The organism is Brucella gallinifaecis (genome assembly GCF_006476605.1).
Taxonomy (GTDB): Bacteria; Pseudomonadota; Alphaproteobacteria; order Rhizobiales; family Rhizobiaceae; genus Brucella; species Brucella gallinifaecis.
Window position 1 is genome coordinate 333,654 of sequence record NZ_ML636804.1, and the last position, 14,217, is coordinate 347,870.

Below are 14,217 nucleotides of genomic sequence, written 5' to 3' on the forward strand. Positions count from 1 at the left end.
ATTTTCTTTCTTGCCTTGCTTAAATCCATATGTGAAGATTATATTTACATAAGAAATTCACGAGGAGGATATTTCGCGATGCCGGAAAGCGAATTGCCGCTTAGCGCACTTGTCGTTGTCGATATGAGTCAGTTTCTGTCACGGTCGTATTGCCCGTTGCTGCGTATCAATGGTCCGCGTCCAAAAATAGCGCCTGTCGCATCGCGTATTGGTGAAAACAGCCAGCAGATTCGTGAGGAATTCGGTTTATGAGCACGATCCGGCTTAAGGGCATGACGTGGAGCCATCCACGCGGTTATGATCCGATGGTGGCAGCTGCGCAACAATGGTTGCACGACAAGGGCGTCGAGATTGAGTGGGAAAAGCGATCATTGCAGGATTTCGAGACATTTCCGGTCAAAGAACTGGCACGTAATTTCGATATGATTGTAATCGACCATCCGCATGTCGGCCAGATTACCAAGGAAGGCTGCCTGTTGCCGCTTGATGAGGTTGGTCGCGAAAAGGAATTTGCAGCACTTGCTGAAGGCTCGGTCGGGCAATCCTTCCCGAGCTATAACTGGCAGGGGCGGCAATGGGCATTTCCGCTGGATGCTGCAACACAGGTGCAGGCATGGCGCCCTGATCTGATGGATAAGCCTGTAACCTCATGGGGTGAAGTGCTGCGTCTTGCCCGTGCTGGCAAAGTGCTGCTGCCATTGCGCCCGCCACATTCACTGATGAGCTTCTATACACTTGCTGCCAATGCCGGAACGCCTTGTGCGGTCGAGGGAGATTTGATCTCAATCGAAGATGGCGCACAGGCTTTTGAACAATTGCGCGAGATTGCTTCACTGGTAAAACCTGAATGTTTCGGCCTGGACCCGATTGCTGCTTTTGAGGAAATGGCAAAACCGGACTCAGAAACTGCATGTTCACCGCTGATTTATGGTTATGTGAATTATGCCATGCCCGGTTTCCGCGATCATCTGATCCGCTTTGCTGATATTCCAGCAGGGGCGGCGGATGTTGCGGGTTCTGCTCTGGGCGGGACGGGTATTGCAGTTTCTGCTTTCAGCAAACATCCTGAAGAAGCGAAAGATTTTGCTTATTGGATTGCAAGCGGGGAGGTGCAGAAAGGACTTTATGCCACCTCAAATGGTCAGCCTGGACATGCAGATGCATGGGAGGATGATGACGTGAATGCTGCAACCTCCGGCTTTTATCGCGATACACGTGCAACGCTGGAAGGTGCGTGGGTGCGACCCCGTCATGATGGCTATATGCCGTTTCAGGAAGCAGCATCTGACCGTATCAACAAGGGCTTGCTGAATAATGAGAAGGCGGAAGATGTCATCGCTGACCTCAACCGGCTTTTTCGTGAAAGCTTTTAGAGCATAATCCAACCTTCGTTCAACGAGGATCGATAAGATTATGCTTCAGGTAAAGGGTTTTTAGAGCGCCAATCTGGCTCAATCAGGTCCAAAAGTGCTCTATAAAATGATAATGCTGGCGAGTTAATCACCAGCATTATCGAGAAATTACAGCTTCCAGATGCGGGTTGCATTTCTGGATAGAAGCAGTGCTTTTTCGTCTTCGCTGCACCCTTCGAGAAGAGCATGGGTTGTTGCTACCCATGTTGAAAGTCCGGCGTCAACATTGGTTGCCAAAGTGCAGACCGGCCAGTCGCTGCCCCAGACAATCCGCTCCCAGCCGAATGAGCGGATCACATGCTCCACATAGGGGCGTATTGTGTCTGCGGTCCAGCTTTTTGGCTCGGCATAGGCGACGACACCAGAGATTTTGGCAATGACATTCTCGCGCTTTGCAATCTCGCTGATGCCCTTTTGCCATTCTTGCAGCGCAGCTGATTTGATGTCCGGCACACCGCAGTGATCAAGCACGAATTGCATATCCGGTGCGAGATCGGCAAGCGCTATGGCCTTGTCAATCTGATGCGGGAATGTGCATAGATCAAAGGTGAGACCAGTGCCTTGCAGTCGTTTTATATTTTCCCGAAATAACGGCTTTTCAGAAAGGTCGTCTGATACCACATGCAGCACGCGGCGAAAGCCTTTCACAAAAGGATTGCCGCATTGCAGTTCAAGATATTCGGCAAAACCGGGTGCTTCCGGGCGGCAGGAGGCGATAGCGCCTTTAATGAAACCACCATTGGCCACTGCTATGTTCTGAATGTGGTTTGTTTCTGCCTCAATGCTATCGGCAGCGACGTCAACTTCCATGTGCAATGCCGCTTCGATGCCACAACGCTCTGCCTGTTGTTTGTAGCTGTCAAACAGGAAGTTGCGGTTAAGCGCTGGCGCATCGGCAAGCCATGGATAATTGAGGGCATTTTTGTCAATAAGATGCAGATGGGTATCGATAATCATAGAAAACTTCCTCCGGCATTATAGTTTCAAAAAAGAAGAGAGTTTTCAAATAAGAATTTATTTTTCACTCTTAATCAGGGGCGCCAATATCTGATCCGACCAGTTTTGACAGATCCTTGACGGTTTTTTGCAGCAGATTGATCGATTCTGTGATGTCGGGGGCATTGGTTGAATTAACAAGAGTGACATAGGGGCAGGTGAGCGCTGCAATACATGTGCCATCCGGTCCGAGAATCGGTGCTGAAAGATTATAGACGCCAGCCACCTGCGCACTTGGCATTATTTCATAGCCGCGTTCGTGGATTTGGTCGAGCCGTTCATAGAAGCTCTCATCAAGCTTCACGCTATCGCTGCCTTTTACATATTCGGCGATCATTATTTTGCGTTCTTCGGGTGAGCGAAAAGCCAGAAGAATATGGCCGGAACCTGTGTCAAACAGGCTGATATGTGAACCGACCCGGATCGAGATACCCCAGTAATCCGGCGCCTCCTGCTGCGCGATCACCACGACAGAACCGCGGTCAAATACGGCAAGCTGGTTGGCCTGTTTCGAGCGATCAGCGAGTTCACGCATGAAAGGGGTTGCAAAAGAGGCAAGCCTGCGCACCGGCGCATGCAGATGCGCAAGTCCGAACAGTTTGAGTGTGAGTGAATAGCGGTCGCCTTCCAGCTTGGTGACATAGCCGCGTTTCACCAGCCGGTCGAGCATCCGGTAAAATTCGTTGGGGCTGCGGTCAAGATGTTTGGCAATCTCGGCCTGGCTCAGGCCACCATCAACGCTGGCCAGCAATTCGAGAATATCCAGTCCCTTGTCCAGCGCCGGAGCGCGATAGCGATCATCTGTTTCCAAACTGGTTCCCTTCATGAATATCGAATTTCATATACGAACATTGCGATTGATGAAAGTCATGCGCTTAGAGCGCGTTTCACTCCGATCAGATCATGCTCTAATGCAATCACTTTGACACCTAAAACGCCTTGACCCTTTGTGAATATTATGTTTGCATATAAATAATAAATTCACAATTGGTATCAGGCATGGGAGATGCCGCCATGAGGAGGAAGAGCATGAGGAATTTCACGCCATCTGTGCTGGCAGGATCGGTTCTGCTTGCATATGGCATGGTTTCTGCGGGGGGTGGCAAGGCTTCCGGGTCAGTTTGAAGCGTCATAATCAATGCCAGACTGCCCGGCCAGACCGCCCGGTGATTAACCCTGTTGCATTTTCTTATGGCTATGACCGGCTTCGCTTCGTGCACCCGCTGCATATTGGCGATACAATCTGCACATATGTAACAATCACACAAAAGAAGATGACCCGAAACGGACAAATATGGGCCGCGTGACTGAGCGGTGCGAAGTGCTTAATCAGCAGGATGAAGTGGTGCTGGCTTGCGACCATATCCTGCTTGTTGAACGGAAGGCATGAATATGACGATACGATTTGATGGAAAAACCGCGCTGGTGACGGCGGCAGCTCAGGGCATTGGCCGCGCCAGTGCGCTGGCTTTTGCGCAGGCGGGTGCCAAGGTCTATGCGACCGACATCAACGAAACAGCACTCAAAGACCTCGAAGGCGTTTCGGGCATTATAACTCGCAAGCTCAATGTGCTTGACGAGGCGGAAGTGAAGGCCGCGGTTGCTGAAATTGGTCAGGTCGATATCCTGTTCAACTGCGCAGGCGTTGTGCATGGCGGCTCTATTCTGGAAATGAAGGACGAAGACCTCGACTTCGCTATCAATCTCAACGTCAAGGCAATGATTCGCACAATCCGTGCAGTGCTGCCGGGCATGCTGGAGCGCAAGGATGGCGCTATCGTCAATATGGCGTCCGTTGCTTCAAGCGTCAAAGGCGTGCCGAACCGTTTTGCCTATGGCGTCACCAAGGCGGCGGTCATTGGTCTGACCAAGGCAGTTGCTGCTGACTATGTTGCCAAGGGCATTCGCTGTAATGCTATCTGCCCCGGTACGGTTGAAAGCCCGTCATTGCAGGATCGCTTGCGTGCGCAGGGTGATTATGAAGAACAGCGTGCGGCTTTCATCGCGCGTCAGCCCATTGGCCGTATTGGTCAGCCGGAAGAAATTGCCGATCTCGCGGTCTATCTCGCGGGTGCGACCTATACTACAGGTCAGGCTTATAACATTGATGGCGGCTGGACAATTTAAGTTCGCTGCCGAAAATCCCCACAAGGAGTAAACTCATGAAATTTCTTCGCTATGGTGCAACCGGTCAGGAAAAGCCGGGCCTTCTCGATGCCGACGGCAATATCCGTGATCTCTCTGCCCATGTCAGCGATCTGTCAGGTGCTGCTCTTAGCCCTGAAGCGCTTGCCAGGCTTGGTGCACTGGATATTAATGCGCTGCCAAAGGTTGAAGGCAACCCGCGCCTTGGACCTTGCGTTGCAGGCACCGGCAAGTTCATCTGTATCGGCCTCAACTATGCTGATCACGCAGCAGAATCGGGCATGGCTGTACCAGCTGAGCCAGTGATTTTCATGAAGGCAACCTCGGCTATTGTTGGCCCGAATGATGATCTGCTCATCCCGCGTGGTTCGGAAAAGACCGACTGGGAAGTCGAACTTGGTATCGTTATCGGCAAGAGCGCGAAATATGTTTCGGAAGATGACGCGCTTGATTATGTTGCAGGTTATTGCACGCTTCATGATGTTTCGGAACGCGCTTTCCAGATCGAGCGTGCCGGTCAGTGGACCAAGGGCAAATCTTGCGATACATTCGGTCCAACTGGCCCATGGCTGGTGACAAAAGACGAAGTTGCTGATCCGCAGAACCTCAAAATGTGGCTCAAGCTCAATGGTGAAACCATGCAGGACGGTTCGACCAAAACCATGGTCTATGGCGTGCGTCATCTGGTGTCCTATCTTTCGCAGTTCATGTCCTTGCAGCCGGGCGATATCATCTCCACCGGTACGCCTCCCGGCGTTGGCATGGGCATGAAGCCACCGCGTTATCTCAAGGCAGGCGACGTTGTCGAATTGGGCATCGAAGGTCTTGGTACGCAGAAGCAGAACGTACGCGCTGATATCTAAGGCGAAATGAATCATGACGAAAATCACTGATCTGCGCGTCTTTGATCTGCGCTTCCCGACTTCGCAAAGTCTGGACGGATCGGACGCGATGAACCCGGACCCGGATTATTCGGCAGCCTATGTCATCCTCGATACGGATGACGAAACCCTGAAGGGCCATGGCCTCACCTTCACCATTGGCCGCGGCAATGACATCTGTTGTCAGGCCATTCTTGCCATGCGTCATCTCGTGGTCGGCGTCGATCTTGATGTCGTCCGCAAGGCTCCCGGCAAGTTCTGGCGCCATTTGACGAGCGATAGCCAGTTGCGCTGGATCGGCCCTGAAAAGGGTGCCATGCATCTGGCAACCGGTGCCGTTGTCAATGCTTTTTGGGACCTGCTAGCAAAGCAGTCGGGCAAGCCGGTCTGGCGTCTGGTATCGGAACTTTCGGCAGAAGAAATCGCGGATATTGTCGATTATCGCTATCTGACTGATGTGCTGACCCGCGATGAGGCTGTTGAAATTCTGCGCAAAGCAGAAAGCGGCAAGGCAGAGCGGATCGCTCAACTCGAAGCCGGGGGCTATCCTTGCTACACGACTTCGGCTGGCTGGCTGGGCTATGACGATGACAAGCTGCGCCGCCTGTGTCAGGAAGCCATTGATGAAGGCTTCAATCACGTCAAGATGAAGGTTGGCCGCGATCTCGAAGACGATATTCGCCGTCTTACCATTGCGCGTGAAGTGATCGGCCCGGATCGTTATCTGATGATCGACGCCAATCAGGTCTGGGAAGTTGATCAGGCAATCGAGTGGGTCAACAAGCTTGCCTTCTCAAAGCCGTTTTTCATTGAAGAACCAACCAGCCCGGACGATGTTGCCGGTCATCGCAAGATCCGCGAAGCCATTGGTGATGTGAAGGTTGCCACCGGCGAAATGTGCCAGAACCGCATCATGTTCAAACAGTTCATTGCGGAAGGCGCTATCGACATCGTTCAGATCGATAGTTGCCGCATGGGTGGCCTGAATGAAGTTCTGGCCGTGCTGCTGATTGCTGCAAAATATAACAAGCCGGTCTGGCCTCATGCAGGCGGTGTTGGCTTGTGCGAATATGTGCAGCATCTCTCGATGATCGATTATGTGGCTGTTTCCGGCACCATGGATGGTCGTGTGATCGAATATGTCGATCATCTGCACGAGCATTTCATTGAGCCATGTATCATCAAGGATGCGGCCTATATGCCGCCATCTCTGCCGGGCTTCTCGATTGAAATGAAGCCGCAGTCGATTGCGGATTATACATTCAAGGGTTAAAAGCAAGACCCCGGCCCAATCAAACAGGCCGGGGTCTTTTTTGAATGTCTGTAATCAGCACAGATAGCCAGTCTCACCCAAAAGATAATCCATTTTTAAGCGCATTCTTAAGTATTATTCCTTTACAAAAAGAGTGTTGCGTGGAGTGGCTGCGCAGTTTTTTTTGGGAAGAGTTGATGATGAAAAAAGCAATCTGGGCGCTTGGCGTTTCTGTTCTTCTGGCAACAACCGCTTCCGGTTCTGCGCAGGTGAGTGCTGAAGTTGGTGTGCTTTCCTGTGATGTTTCGGCTGGCATTGGTTTGATTATCGAGCAGAAGCAGAAAGTCAGCTGCACCTTGTCGAATGGGAATGGTCAGACCCAGAATTATAACGGATCAATTGACCAATATGGTCTTGAACTGGGTGCAACAACCGGTGGCCAGATGACATGGACAGTTCTTGCGGCAACCACAACGGTTGAGCCGGGTGCACTTGCTGGCACTTATGCTGGTGCAGAAGCAGATGCAAGCCTTGGTCTTGGCGCTGGCGTTCAGGTGCTGGTTGGCGGAACCGGTCAGGCGTTCACGCTTCAGCCTCTGGCGGTTGACACCGAAAAGGGTACAGCCCTTTCCGCTGGTGTTGAGACATTGACCCTGGAATATGTTCAGCAATAAGCCTGAATTTTTGTAACCCATAAAAGCGCACCGGATCAGTGGTGCGCTTTTTATGATCGAAAACAGGTGGTCAGGTTTTCTGCCAGTTTAGAATGCTATTGTGCTGCCAGCCATTCTCATGCAGCTAGGGTGTATCGCTTTTGAAGCATGGCCAGCCAATGCAAAGATAAAAGCTGAAACGCCAGCTTGCAGGAACCTCGAAAACTTGTTTCATGGCGTCGGGGTCAAGAATGGAAACCATTCCGACACCAAGGCCCAGAGAACGGGCCGCAAGATTGAGGTTTTGCACAGCCATCGCAGTGCTTTGCTCAACAGTTGAGACCATGGTTTGCCGGCCAAGCCCGTGGCCCTCTACGGGATCATTTTCTGTGAAAATTGCCAGTTGCACCGGAGCGGTGCGAATAGCTTCCAGCTTTAGTTTTGCATATTGATCGGCACGCGCTCCATCATAAAGACAGCCTGCCTGCTGGTTCGCTATCTCAAACAGATCATGGACGGCTTTACGCTTTTCAAGGCTTTCGACCTGAAAGACCCGCCATGGCCGCGAATTGCCGACAGAGGGGGCATAATCCATCGCGATACGCAATTGATCGAGCAGATTGTCTGGAACGGGATCTGTCAGGAAATGTCTTACGTCTCGTCGCCAACGCATCATGTTGAAAAGCACAGTCTGGTCAGCAGAGGAGAATTTCATAAAACCTCAAGGCATAAGATTGCGATGCAACAGATCTGAATTCTATTACGATGCTCTTATGGAGAAAAGTGGTGCCCGGAGACGGATTTGAACCGCCGACACGCGGATTTTCAATCCGCTGCTCTACCAACTGAGCTATCCGGGCATCCTTGCAGTGATTTCTCACTTGGTGGCGGTGTTGGTGTCCGCCGGAAGTGGGTGCGTTATAGCATTAAATTTCGTGCTGTCCAGCACCCGATTGTATTTTTTATAATATTTCTCACAAACTTGCTAAGCTACCGTTTTGATTGTGGAAATAACAAGCAGGAAAATGTCAGTTGTCGTTTTCTTCCTCTTCTTCGATCGGTTTTCCGGCAATGACATAGCTTCCTGAAAGCCAACGATTGAGATCGATGCTTTTGCAGCGCGGCGAACAGAATGGATAATTGTCGCGAACTGACGGCTTGCCGCATTCAGGGCAGGGGCGTGTTGGGCGCAAAGGGGTTACACGAGCGTCCGGCGCAGTTGAGATATCTTTCTTGTCCGTCATGTAATCTTAGACCTTGCCACTTTCCCAGTTGGCATAGACTGGATAATTGCCATCCGCCAGCAGGTTTACAACTTCCTGCAAGGGAAGGCCGACCACATTGGTGTAAGAGCCGACCAGCTTGACCACAAAGCTCCCGGCAAGCCCCTGAATGGCATAGCCGCCAGCCTTGCCGCGCCATTCGCCGGAAGCGAGGTAAGCATCAATCTGTTTGCGCGTCAGCCGTTCAAAACGCAGGCGCGTCTCAACAAGGGTCTGACGCAGATTGCCATTGGGCAGGATCAGGCAAACGCCGGTAAAAACCTTGTGGGTACGCCCCGACAAAAGGCGCAGGCATTCGCGTGCTTCATCCGTAATCTCAGCCTTGGGCAGAACACGTCTTCCCACAGCAACAACCGTATCGGCTGCAAGGATATAGGCATTGGCAAAATCCTGATCGCCTTTAAGCCTTTCCTGTGCGGCCTTGGCCTTTTCACGCGCAAGACGACGCGCGAGCGAACGCGGATGTTCCGCACGCTCAGGCGTTTCATCGATATCAGCCGGCTGAATATGATCCGGCTCAATGCCAACCTGCCCCAGAAGCTCGATCCTGCGGGGAGAGCCGGAGGCAAGAACCAGCTTGTGTTGCGCGTTCATAGACAACGGTTTTCCTGAAAAGCGGGTTGAATCTTACTTGAAGCGATAGGTAATACGGCCTTTGGTCAGGTCGTAAGGGGTCATTTCGACCAGCACCTTGTCGCCTGCGAGCACGCGGATGCGGTTTTTGCGCATACGGCCAGCAGTGTGGGCAATAATTTCATGTTCGTTTTCGAGCTTCACGCGGAACATTGCATTTGGCAGTAGTTCCGTAACAATACCCGGAAATTCGAGGACTTCTTCTTTCGCCATGCGATACCTGTAACTTTCTTTGATAGATTGACCCGAAACCGGGCCATGGCTTTAAATTTGGCCGGAACCTATATGATTAGACTGCATTTGTGAATAACCGAATTGGATTAGGGTCAGGACCCATTAATTTGATGAGAATGGCATCTGAAATGACAAGATATGCAAGGAGAGACGTGAGGACCGGGGTGGTTCCCCCGGTTGAGCGGCTCGACGCAGTAGATCGTCAAGTCATTTCGATGTCCGAAGGATGTGGTCCATCCGCCCGGCCTACTTCGTCGTAAAGTCTCGAAAATGAACGACATTTCCTTCGCCTTTTCTTCTCGTATCCGAACGGATGGCCTCACACCATTCCCGTCAAATTAATGGGTCCTGACCCTGGGCTTCAGGGCTGTTCATCCGGGGATAAACGCTGGGTGATTTGCCTCTTTAAACGGTCGCGCACATCACGATAGGCATTGATGATCTGCTCACGGCTGCCTGTGACAAGAGTCGGGTCGGGGGTTGGCCAATATTCCACATCGACCGAAAAACCGCGCATCCGTTCCAGCACTGTATGATGTGCAAGCGGTGTCAGAGTGATGATGAGGTCGAAATAACCATCTGCCAGTTCTTCCAGTTCGCGTGGTTGCCGGTCATCAAGTGACAGGCCTTCTTCATTGAGTACGGCATCGACAAAAGGATCGCGCTCGCCGCGTTGTACACCTGCCGACGCAATATACATGTTGGGTGGCAACAATTTTCTTGCAAGAAGCTCGGCAATGGGCGAGCGGATTGCATTTTTCCCGCAGACAAAAAGTATGGAACTTGGCCGTTTTGCGGCTTCAACATCCTCTGCGGCTGCATCTATATCCTCAATGGCCACCAGGATCAACCTCGCCAGTGCAGCACGCAGACGAGCGTGAAAAGACGCCGCGCAGTGGTGAAATCGACGTCGATCTTGCCATTCAGCCGGGTTTGCAGTACCTGCGATCCTTCATTATGCAGACCGCGCCGTCCCATATCGATTGCCTCGATCTTGCTGGGGCTGGCCGAACGGATCGCCTCGTAATAGCTTTCACACACTAAAAAATAGTCGCGCACCACCCGCCTGAGGGGAGTGAGTGAGAGAATATGTGTTGCAACCTCGTCGCCATTCTCGCGTGTAATAGAGAAAATAAGCCGCGATTCCATCAAAGACAGGCGCAGCTTGTATGGCCCGCCTGTCTTGTCACCGACTGGGTGAAAGCTGTTTTCTTCAATCAGATCAAAAATCGCAACAGCGCGTTCATGCTCGACATCGGGCGTCGAGCGGCCGATGGATTCATCCAGCTCGATGTCGATCAACCGGGCATTAGGAACGCCGACAGTCATGATTCCTCATAGATTAAGCCGGATGGCGACGGATTGCGCGTGGGCATCAAGGCCCTCAGCGCGGGCGATTTCGATGGCTGCCGGTCCGAGCGCACGCAACTGATCGGCGCCGAGTTTCAAAAGCGAGGTGCGCTTCATATAATCAAGCACCGACAGGCCGGACGAGAAGCGGGCCGAGCGTGCCGTGGGCAGAACATGGTTGCAGCCGCCGACATAATCACCGATGACTTCCGGCGTATAAGCGCCAATAAAGATCGAGCCGGCATTACGGATTTTTGGCAAAAGTGCTTCCGGGTCAGCTGTGGCGATTTCAAGATGCTCGGCAGCAATGCGGTTGGCCAGTGGAATGGCTGCATCAAAATCATCAACCAGAATGACCGCGCCAAAGTCGCGCCAGCTTGCGCTTGCAGTCTCTGCACGCGGCAAGGTCTTGAGCTGCCGCTCAACGGCTTCTTCGACAGATTTTGCGAAAGCCTCATCATCGGTCATCAGAATCGATTGTGCCGCCGTGTCATGTTCCGCCTGTGCAAGAATGTCAGCCGCCAGCCAGTCGGGATTGTTGTCCTTGTCGGCAATGACCAGCACTTCCGATGGTCCGGCAATCATGTCGATGCCGACTGTGCCAAACACGATGCGCTTGGCAGCGGCCACGAATGCATTGCCCGGACCCACGATCTTGGCAACAGGGGCAATCGTTTCCGTGCCATAGGCCAGTGCTGCAATGGCTTGTGCGCCACCAACACGGTAAATCTCTGAAACACCGGCAAGGCGGGCTGCCACCAGTACCAGCGGATTGAGATTGCCATCGGGCGAGGGCACAACCATGACAATGCGATCAACCCCTGCAACTTTTGCAGGAACGGCATTCATCAAGACCGAGCTTGGATAGCTTGCCGTACCCCCCGGAACATAGAGACCGACCGCTTCAATGGCCGTCCAGCGCGAACCCAGTTCAACGCCAAGCGCATCGGTATAGCGGTCATCTTTTGGCAGCTGACGCGCATGGTGTTTTTCAATACGCTCATGCGCCAGTTTCAGTGCTTGAATGGTCGAGGCAGGGGCCAGATCAAAAGCCGCGTCGATTTCAGCATCCGTGACACGAATGCCGGTTTTTGTCAGGTCAATACGGTCAAAACGCCGGGAATATTCAATCAGCGCAGCATCACCATCGCGGCGCACATGATCAACGATTTCGCGGGCTGCACGATCCACATCTTCGGAGACTTCGCGTTTGCCAGTCAGAAATGCTGCAAATTTCTGTTCAAAATCGGGATCGGATTGTCTAAGCGTCGTGACCACGCTGGTATTCCTTTAATTGTCGGTCTGGGCATGGCCCTTATGGTCTGTATAAGCGATTGTGGGCGCTGTCAGGTTCCGTCGTGTTTCGGCACCGAACTCGTTTCCCATGCCGGGCCGAGATCTGTCAGTTGCGCTTCAATACATTCTACCGTGAGACGGATAGCTGCATTTGCCGCAAAAGTCAGTTCCAAAGTTCCGGCAGGTGCTTCATCAGCGATAAAACGAATGGCCAGCAGCGACAGCACATCATCGGGCTTCTGCCGGTTGATGCTGGTGCCTTTGACCGCTGTGACGCGATTAAAATGCAAAGCCGTGCGCCTACGCTGATATTGTGGCTTGCGGAACAGCTTTGGCTTGGCTTCTTCCCAGGCAAAGCGATTGAGCGTCAGCACAAAGCGCTTGTCGCTGGCCAGATATTGCAAATCCGATACTTTGAGAACCGCATCCTGAAGATGGGCGGACAGGATCTGCAAATCTTCCTCATCAAGCGCCACAAGCTTCAACATTTCCATATCTTAGATCGTTTCCTGCTGATTTGAATAAGATGTCTGACACAACTTTACATGTCGCCACAAAAAAATCGACAGGCTTTTCAGCCTGTTGATTAATCTGCCTGTAATAAAAGAAAAACCGGAATGCGTCTGGCAAATCCGGTTTTTGAGCTTTTACCCGCTGATGCGTTCGACATTGGCACCGCAACGCGAGAGCTTCTCCTCCAGACGTTCAAAGCCGCGATCAAGGTGATAGACGCGGTTGACGGTGGTTTCGCCTTCGGCTGCAAGGCCTGCAATAACCAGCGAAACAGAAGCACGAAGATCCGTCGCCATAACTTGCGCACCCTTGAGACGTTCCACGCCTTCAACAGTTGCAGTCTGGCCGGACAGCGAAATCTTGGCGCCAAGACGCGCCAGTTCCTGCACATGCATGAAACGGTTTTCAAAGATTGTTTCGGTAATGTGCGATGTTCCCTTTGCCATCGTCATCAGGCCCATGAACTGTGCCTGAAGATCGGTTGGAAAGCCGGGGAATGGATCGGTGGTAATATCGACCGGATGAATGCCATGACCATTGCGTACAACGCGCAGGCCGCTGTTGGTTTCGGTAATTTCCGCACCGGTTTTGCGCAGCGTGTCAAGGGCTGCCGTCAACTGGCTGGCTTCAGCGCCCTCAAGCAGAACATCGCCGCCAGTCATTGCAACAACCATGGCATAGGTGCCGGTTTCAATGCGGTCAGGAATAACACGCACACGCGCACCAGACAGGTTTGTCACACCCTGAATATGGATTGTGTCGGTACCGGCGCCGGTGATTTTCGCCCCCATTGCGTTGAGGCAGTCGGCCAGATTGACCACTTCCGGCTCGCGAGCGGGATTTTCAATAATGGTTTCGCCATTGGCAAGCACGGCTGCCATAAGCATGACATGGGTTGCACCAACCGAAACCTTGGGGAAGCGATAGCGTGCACCGACGAGTCCGCCCTTGGGTGCGCGTGCCTTGGCATAGCCATTTTCAATGTCGATCTGTGCACCCAGTGCCTGAAGGCATTCAAGCAGCAGATCAACCGGGCGCGTGCCGATGGCGCAACCACCGGGCAGGGAGACATTGGCTTCACCCATACGTGCGAGAAGCGGGCCGATTACCCAGAAGCTTGCACGCATCTTGGAAACCAGCTCATAAGGAGCGGTGGTGTCAACGATATTGCGTGCTGTGAAATGGATGGTACGCGAATAGGCGCCGTTCTGATGTTCACGACGGCCATTCACCGAATAATCAACGCCATGATTGGAAAGAATACGGATCAGCTGTTCGACATCGGCGAGGCGCGGCACGTTTTCAAGCGTAAGCGTATCATCGGTAAGAAGCGAAGCGATCATTAATGGCAGCGCGGCATTTTTCGCGCCTGAAATAGGAATAACGCCATTGAGCTTGTTACCGCCGACGATCTTGATGCGATCCATACTGTTTCACCTTCTGGGCCGAAGCGATTGCCCGGTAATCGAATTTTGTAAATTCCGCGGCGTTGAAACCTGCGGCATGTCAATATGCAATTGACTGGTCCTGCGGCGAAATTACGTCGATCACGAATCATAATCGTCCGGC

17 protein-coding genes, 1 tRNA gene and 1 pseudogene are annotated in these 14,217 nt (G+C 52.4%); 7 read left to right on the forward strand and 12 right to left on the reverse strand.

Annotated elements, in window-relative coordinates; genetic code table 11:
- Nucleotides 1-78: 78 nt before the first annotated feature.
- Together FHY56_RS17915 and FHY56_RS09810 are read left to right on the forward strand one after the other, a co-directional pair.
- A complete protein-coding gene (locus FHY56_RS17915; RefSeq protein WP_168927602.1) occupies nt 79-252 on the forward strand; it encodes a hypothetical protein in 174 nt (57 codons plus the stop codon).
- Nucleotides 249-1,373 (forward strand): extracellular solute-binding protein, encoded by a 1,125-nt coding sequence (locus FHY56_RS09810; protein WP_140904978.1) that lies wholly within the window; start codon nt 249-251, stop codon nt 1,371-1,373. Before FHY56_RS17915 ends, FHY56_RS09810 begins: the two co-directional genes overlap by 4 nt.
- Before the next feature lie 147 nt (nt 1,374-1,520).
- Here FHY56_RS09810 and FHY56_RS09815 read toward each other — a convergent pair whose 3' ends face one another.
- Nucleotides 1,521-2,369 carry an amidohydrolase family protein gene (locus tag FHY56_RS09815; RefSeq protein WP_140904979.1) on the reverse strand — a complete coding sequence of 283 codons (849 nt, stop codon included), beginning with the start codon at nt 2,367-2,369 and terminating at the stop codon, nt 1,521-1,523.
- A gap of 70 nt (nt 2,370-2,439) precedes the next feature.
- Nucleotides 2,440-3,234: an IclR family transcriptional regulator gene (locus tag FHY56_RS09820; RefSeq protein WP_140904980.1), complete on the reverse strand. Its 795-nt coding sequence runs from the start codon at nt 3,232-3,234 to the stop codon at nt 2,440-2,442.
- 340 nt (nt 3,235-3,574) lie between these two features.
- Here FHY56_RS09820 and FHY56_RS09825 point away from each other — a divergent pair.
- From FHY56_RS09825 to FHY56_RS09845, 5 genes and pseudogenes are all read left to right on the forward strand, one after another.
- A pseudogene (locus tag FHY56_RS09825) lies at nt 3,575-3,798 on the forward strand (MaoC family dehydratase); the annotation flags it as partial.
- 2 nt (nt 3,799-3,800) lie between these two features.
- The gene (locus FHY56_RS09830) at nt 3,801-4,535 is read left to right on the forward strand and encodes an SDR family oxidoreductase (RefSeq protein WP_140904981.1); all 735 of its coding nucleotides are present in this window, start codon (nt 3,801-3,803) and stop codon (nt 4,533-4,535) included.
- 35 nt (nt 4,536-4,570) lie between these two features.
- On the forward strand, nt 4,571-5,416 hold the full coding sequence (locus tag FHY56_RS09835; RefSeq protein ID WP_140904982.1) for a fumarylacetoacetate hydrolase family protein: 846 nt from the start codon (nt 4,571-4,573) through the stop codon (nt 5,414-5,416).
- Between the two features lie 13 nt (nt 5,417-5,429).
- Complete coding sequence (locus FHY56_RS09840; RefSeq protein ID WP_140904983.1) at nt 5,430-6,707, forward strand: L-fuconate dehydratase; 1,278 nt, start codon at nt 5,430-5,432, stop codon at nt 6,705-6,707.
- 176 nt (nt 6,708-6,883) lie between these two features.
- Nucleotides 6,884-7,360, forward strand: coding sequence for a DUF992 domain-containing protein (locus tag FHY56_RS09845; protein ID WP_158447746.1), 477 nt, complete (start codon nt 6,884-6,886; stop codon nt 7,358-7,360).
- A 124-nt stretch (nt 7,361-7,484) separates the two neighbouring features.
- On the opposite strand, the gene bluB is transcribed toward FHY56_RS09845, so the two are convergent.
- The 10 genes from bluB to murA form a co-directional block, all read right to left on the reverse strand.
- Nucleotides 7,485-8,054, reverse strand: a complete 570-nt coding sequence (bluB, locus tag FHY56_RS09850; protein WP_140904985.1) for a 5,6-dimethylbenzimidazole synthase — start codon at nt 8,052-8,054, stop codon at nt 7,485-7,487.
- A 69-nt stretch (nt 8,055-8,123) separates the two neighbouring features.
- Nucleotides 8,124-8,199: transfer RNA gene (locus tag FHY56_RS09855), tRNA-Phe, on the reverse strand.
- A 168-nt stretch (nt 8,200-8,367) separates the two neighbouring features.
- Nucleotides 8,368-8,583 (reverse strand): DNA gyrase inhibitor YacG, encoded by a 216-nt coding sequence (gene yacG, locus FHY56_RS09860; RefSeq protein ID WP_140904986.1) that lies wholly within the window; start codon nt 8,581-8,583, stop codon nt 8,368-8,370.
- A 6-nt stretch (nt 8,584-8,589) separates the two neighbouring features.
- Entirely contained in the window at nt 8,590-9,216 is a 627-nt protein-coding gene (locus tag FHY56_RS09865) for a Maf-like protein (protein WP_140904987.1), read from the reverse strand.
- Nucleotides 9,217-9,249: 33 nt separating this feature from the next.
- Nucleotides 9,250-9,468, reverse strand: a complete 219-nt coding sequence (infA, locus tag FHY56_RS09870) for a translation initiation factor IF-1 (RefSeq protein WP_140904988.1) — start codon at nt 9,466-9,468, stop codon at nt 9,250-9,252.
- Nucleotides 9,469-9,850: 382 nt separating this feature from the next.
- Nucleotides 9,851-10,330 (reverse strand): arsenate-mycothiol transferase ArsC, encoded by a 480-nt coding sequence (locus FHY56_RS09875; RefSeq protein ID WP_235889462.1) that lies wholly within the window; start codon nt 10,328-10,330, stop codon nt 9,851-9,853.
- 5 nt (nt 10,331-10,335) lie between these two features.
- A complete protein-coding gene (locus FHY56_RS09880) occupies nt 10,336-10,818 on the reverse strand; it encodes a UPF0262 family protein (RefSeq protein WP_140904989.1) in 483 nt (160 codons plus the stop codon).
- Between the two features lie 6 nt (nt 10,819-10,824).
- Nucleotides 10,825-12,117, reverse strand: coding sequence for a histidinol dehydrogenase (gene hisD, locus FHY56_RS09885; RefSeq protein ID WP_140904990.1), 1,293 nt, complete (start codon nt 12,115-12,117; stop codon nt 10,825-10,827).
- A gap of 68 nt (nt 12,118-12,185) precedes the next feature.
- Complete coding sequence (locus FHY56_RS09890) at nt 12,186-12,629, reverse strand: DUF2948 family protein (protein WP_140904991.1); 444 nt, start codon at nt 12,627-12,629, stop codon at nt 12,186-12,188.
- 153 nt (nt 12,630-12,782) lie between these two features.
- Entirely contained in the window at nt 12,783-14,075 is a 1,293-nt protein-coding gene (murA, locus tag FHY56_RS09895; protein WP_140904992.1) for a UDP-N-acetylglucosamine 1-carboxyvinyltransferase, read from the reverse strand.
- Between the last annotated feature and the right edge of the window lie 142 nt (nt 14,076-14,217).

Bases quoted from the DNA above. Each gene is read 5' to 3' on its own strand.
- FHY56_RS17915 (WP_168927602.1), top strand. From the start codon at position 79: ATGCCGGAAAGCGAATTGCCGCTTAGCGCACTTGTCGTTGTCGATATG.
- FHY56_RS09810 (WP_140904978.1), top strand. From the start codon at position 249: ATGAGCACGATCCGGCTTAAGGGCATGACGTGGAGCCATCCACGCGGT.
- FHY56_RS09815 (WP_140904979.1), bottom strand. From the start codon at position 2,369: ATGATTATCGATACCCATCTGCATCTTATTGACAAAAATGCCCTCAAT.
- FHY56_RS09820 (WP_140904980.1), bottom strand. From the start codon at position 3,234: ATGAAGGGAACCAGTTTGGAAACAGATGATCGCTATCGCGCTCCGGCG.
- FHY56_RS09830 (WP_140904981.1), top strand. From the start codon at position 3,801: ATGACGATACGATTTGATGGAAAAACCGCGCTGGTGACGGCGGCAGCT.
- FHY56_RS09835 (WP_140904982.1), top strand. From the start codon at position 4,571: ATGAAATTTCTTCGCTATGGTGCAACCGGTCAGGAAAAGCCGGGCCTT.
- FHY56_RS09840 (WP_140904983.1), top strand. From the start codon at position 5,430: ATGACGAAAATCACTGATCTGCGCGTCTTTGATCTGCGCTTCCCGACT.
- FHY56_RS09845 (WP_158447746.1), top strand. From the start codon at position 6,884: ATGATGAAAAAAGCAATCTGGGCGCTTGGCGTTTCTGTTCTTCTGGCA.
- bluB (WP_140904985.1), bottom strand. From the start codon at position 8,054: ATGAAATTCTCCTCTGCTGACCAGACTGTGCTTTTCAACATGATGCGT.
- yacG (WP_140904986.1), bottom strand. From the start codon at position 8,583: ATGACGGACAAGAAAGATATCTCAACTGCGCCGGACGCTCGTGTAACC.
- FHY56_RS09865 (WP_140904987.1), bottom strand. From the start codon at position 9,216: ATGAACGCGCAACACAAGCTGGTTCTTGCCTCCGGCTCTCCCCGCAGG.
- infA (WP_140904988.1), bottom strand. From the start codon at position 9,468: ATGGCGAAAGAAGAAGTCCTCGAATTTCCGGGTATTGTTACGGAACTA.
- FHY56_RS09880 (WP_140904989.1), bottom strand. From the start codon at position 10,818: ATGACTGTCGGCGTTCCTAATGCCCGGTTGATCGACATCGAGCTGGAT.
- FHY56_RS09890 (WP_140904991.1), bottom strand. From the start codon at position 12,629: ATGGAAATGTTGAAGCTTGTGGCGCTTGATGAGGAAGATTTGCAGATC.
- murA (WP_140904992.1), bottom strand. From the start codon at position 14,075: ATGGATCGCATCAAGATCGTCGGCGGTAACAAGCTCAATGGCGTTATT.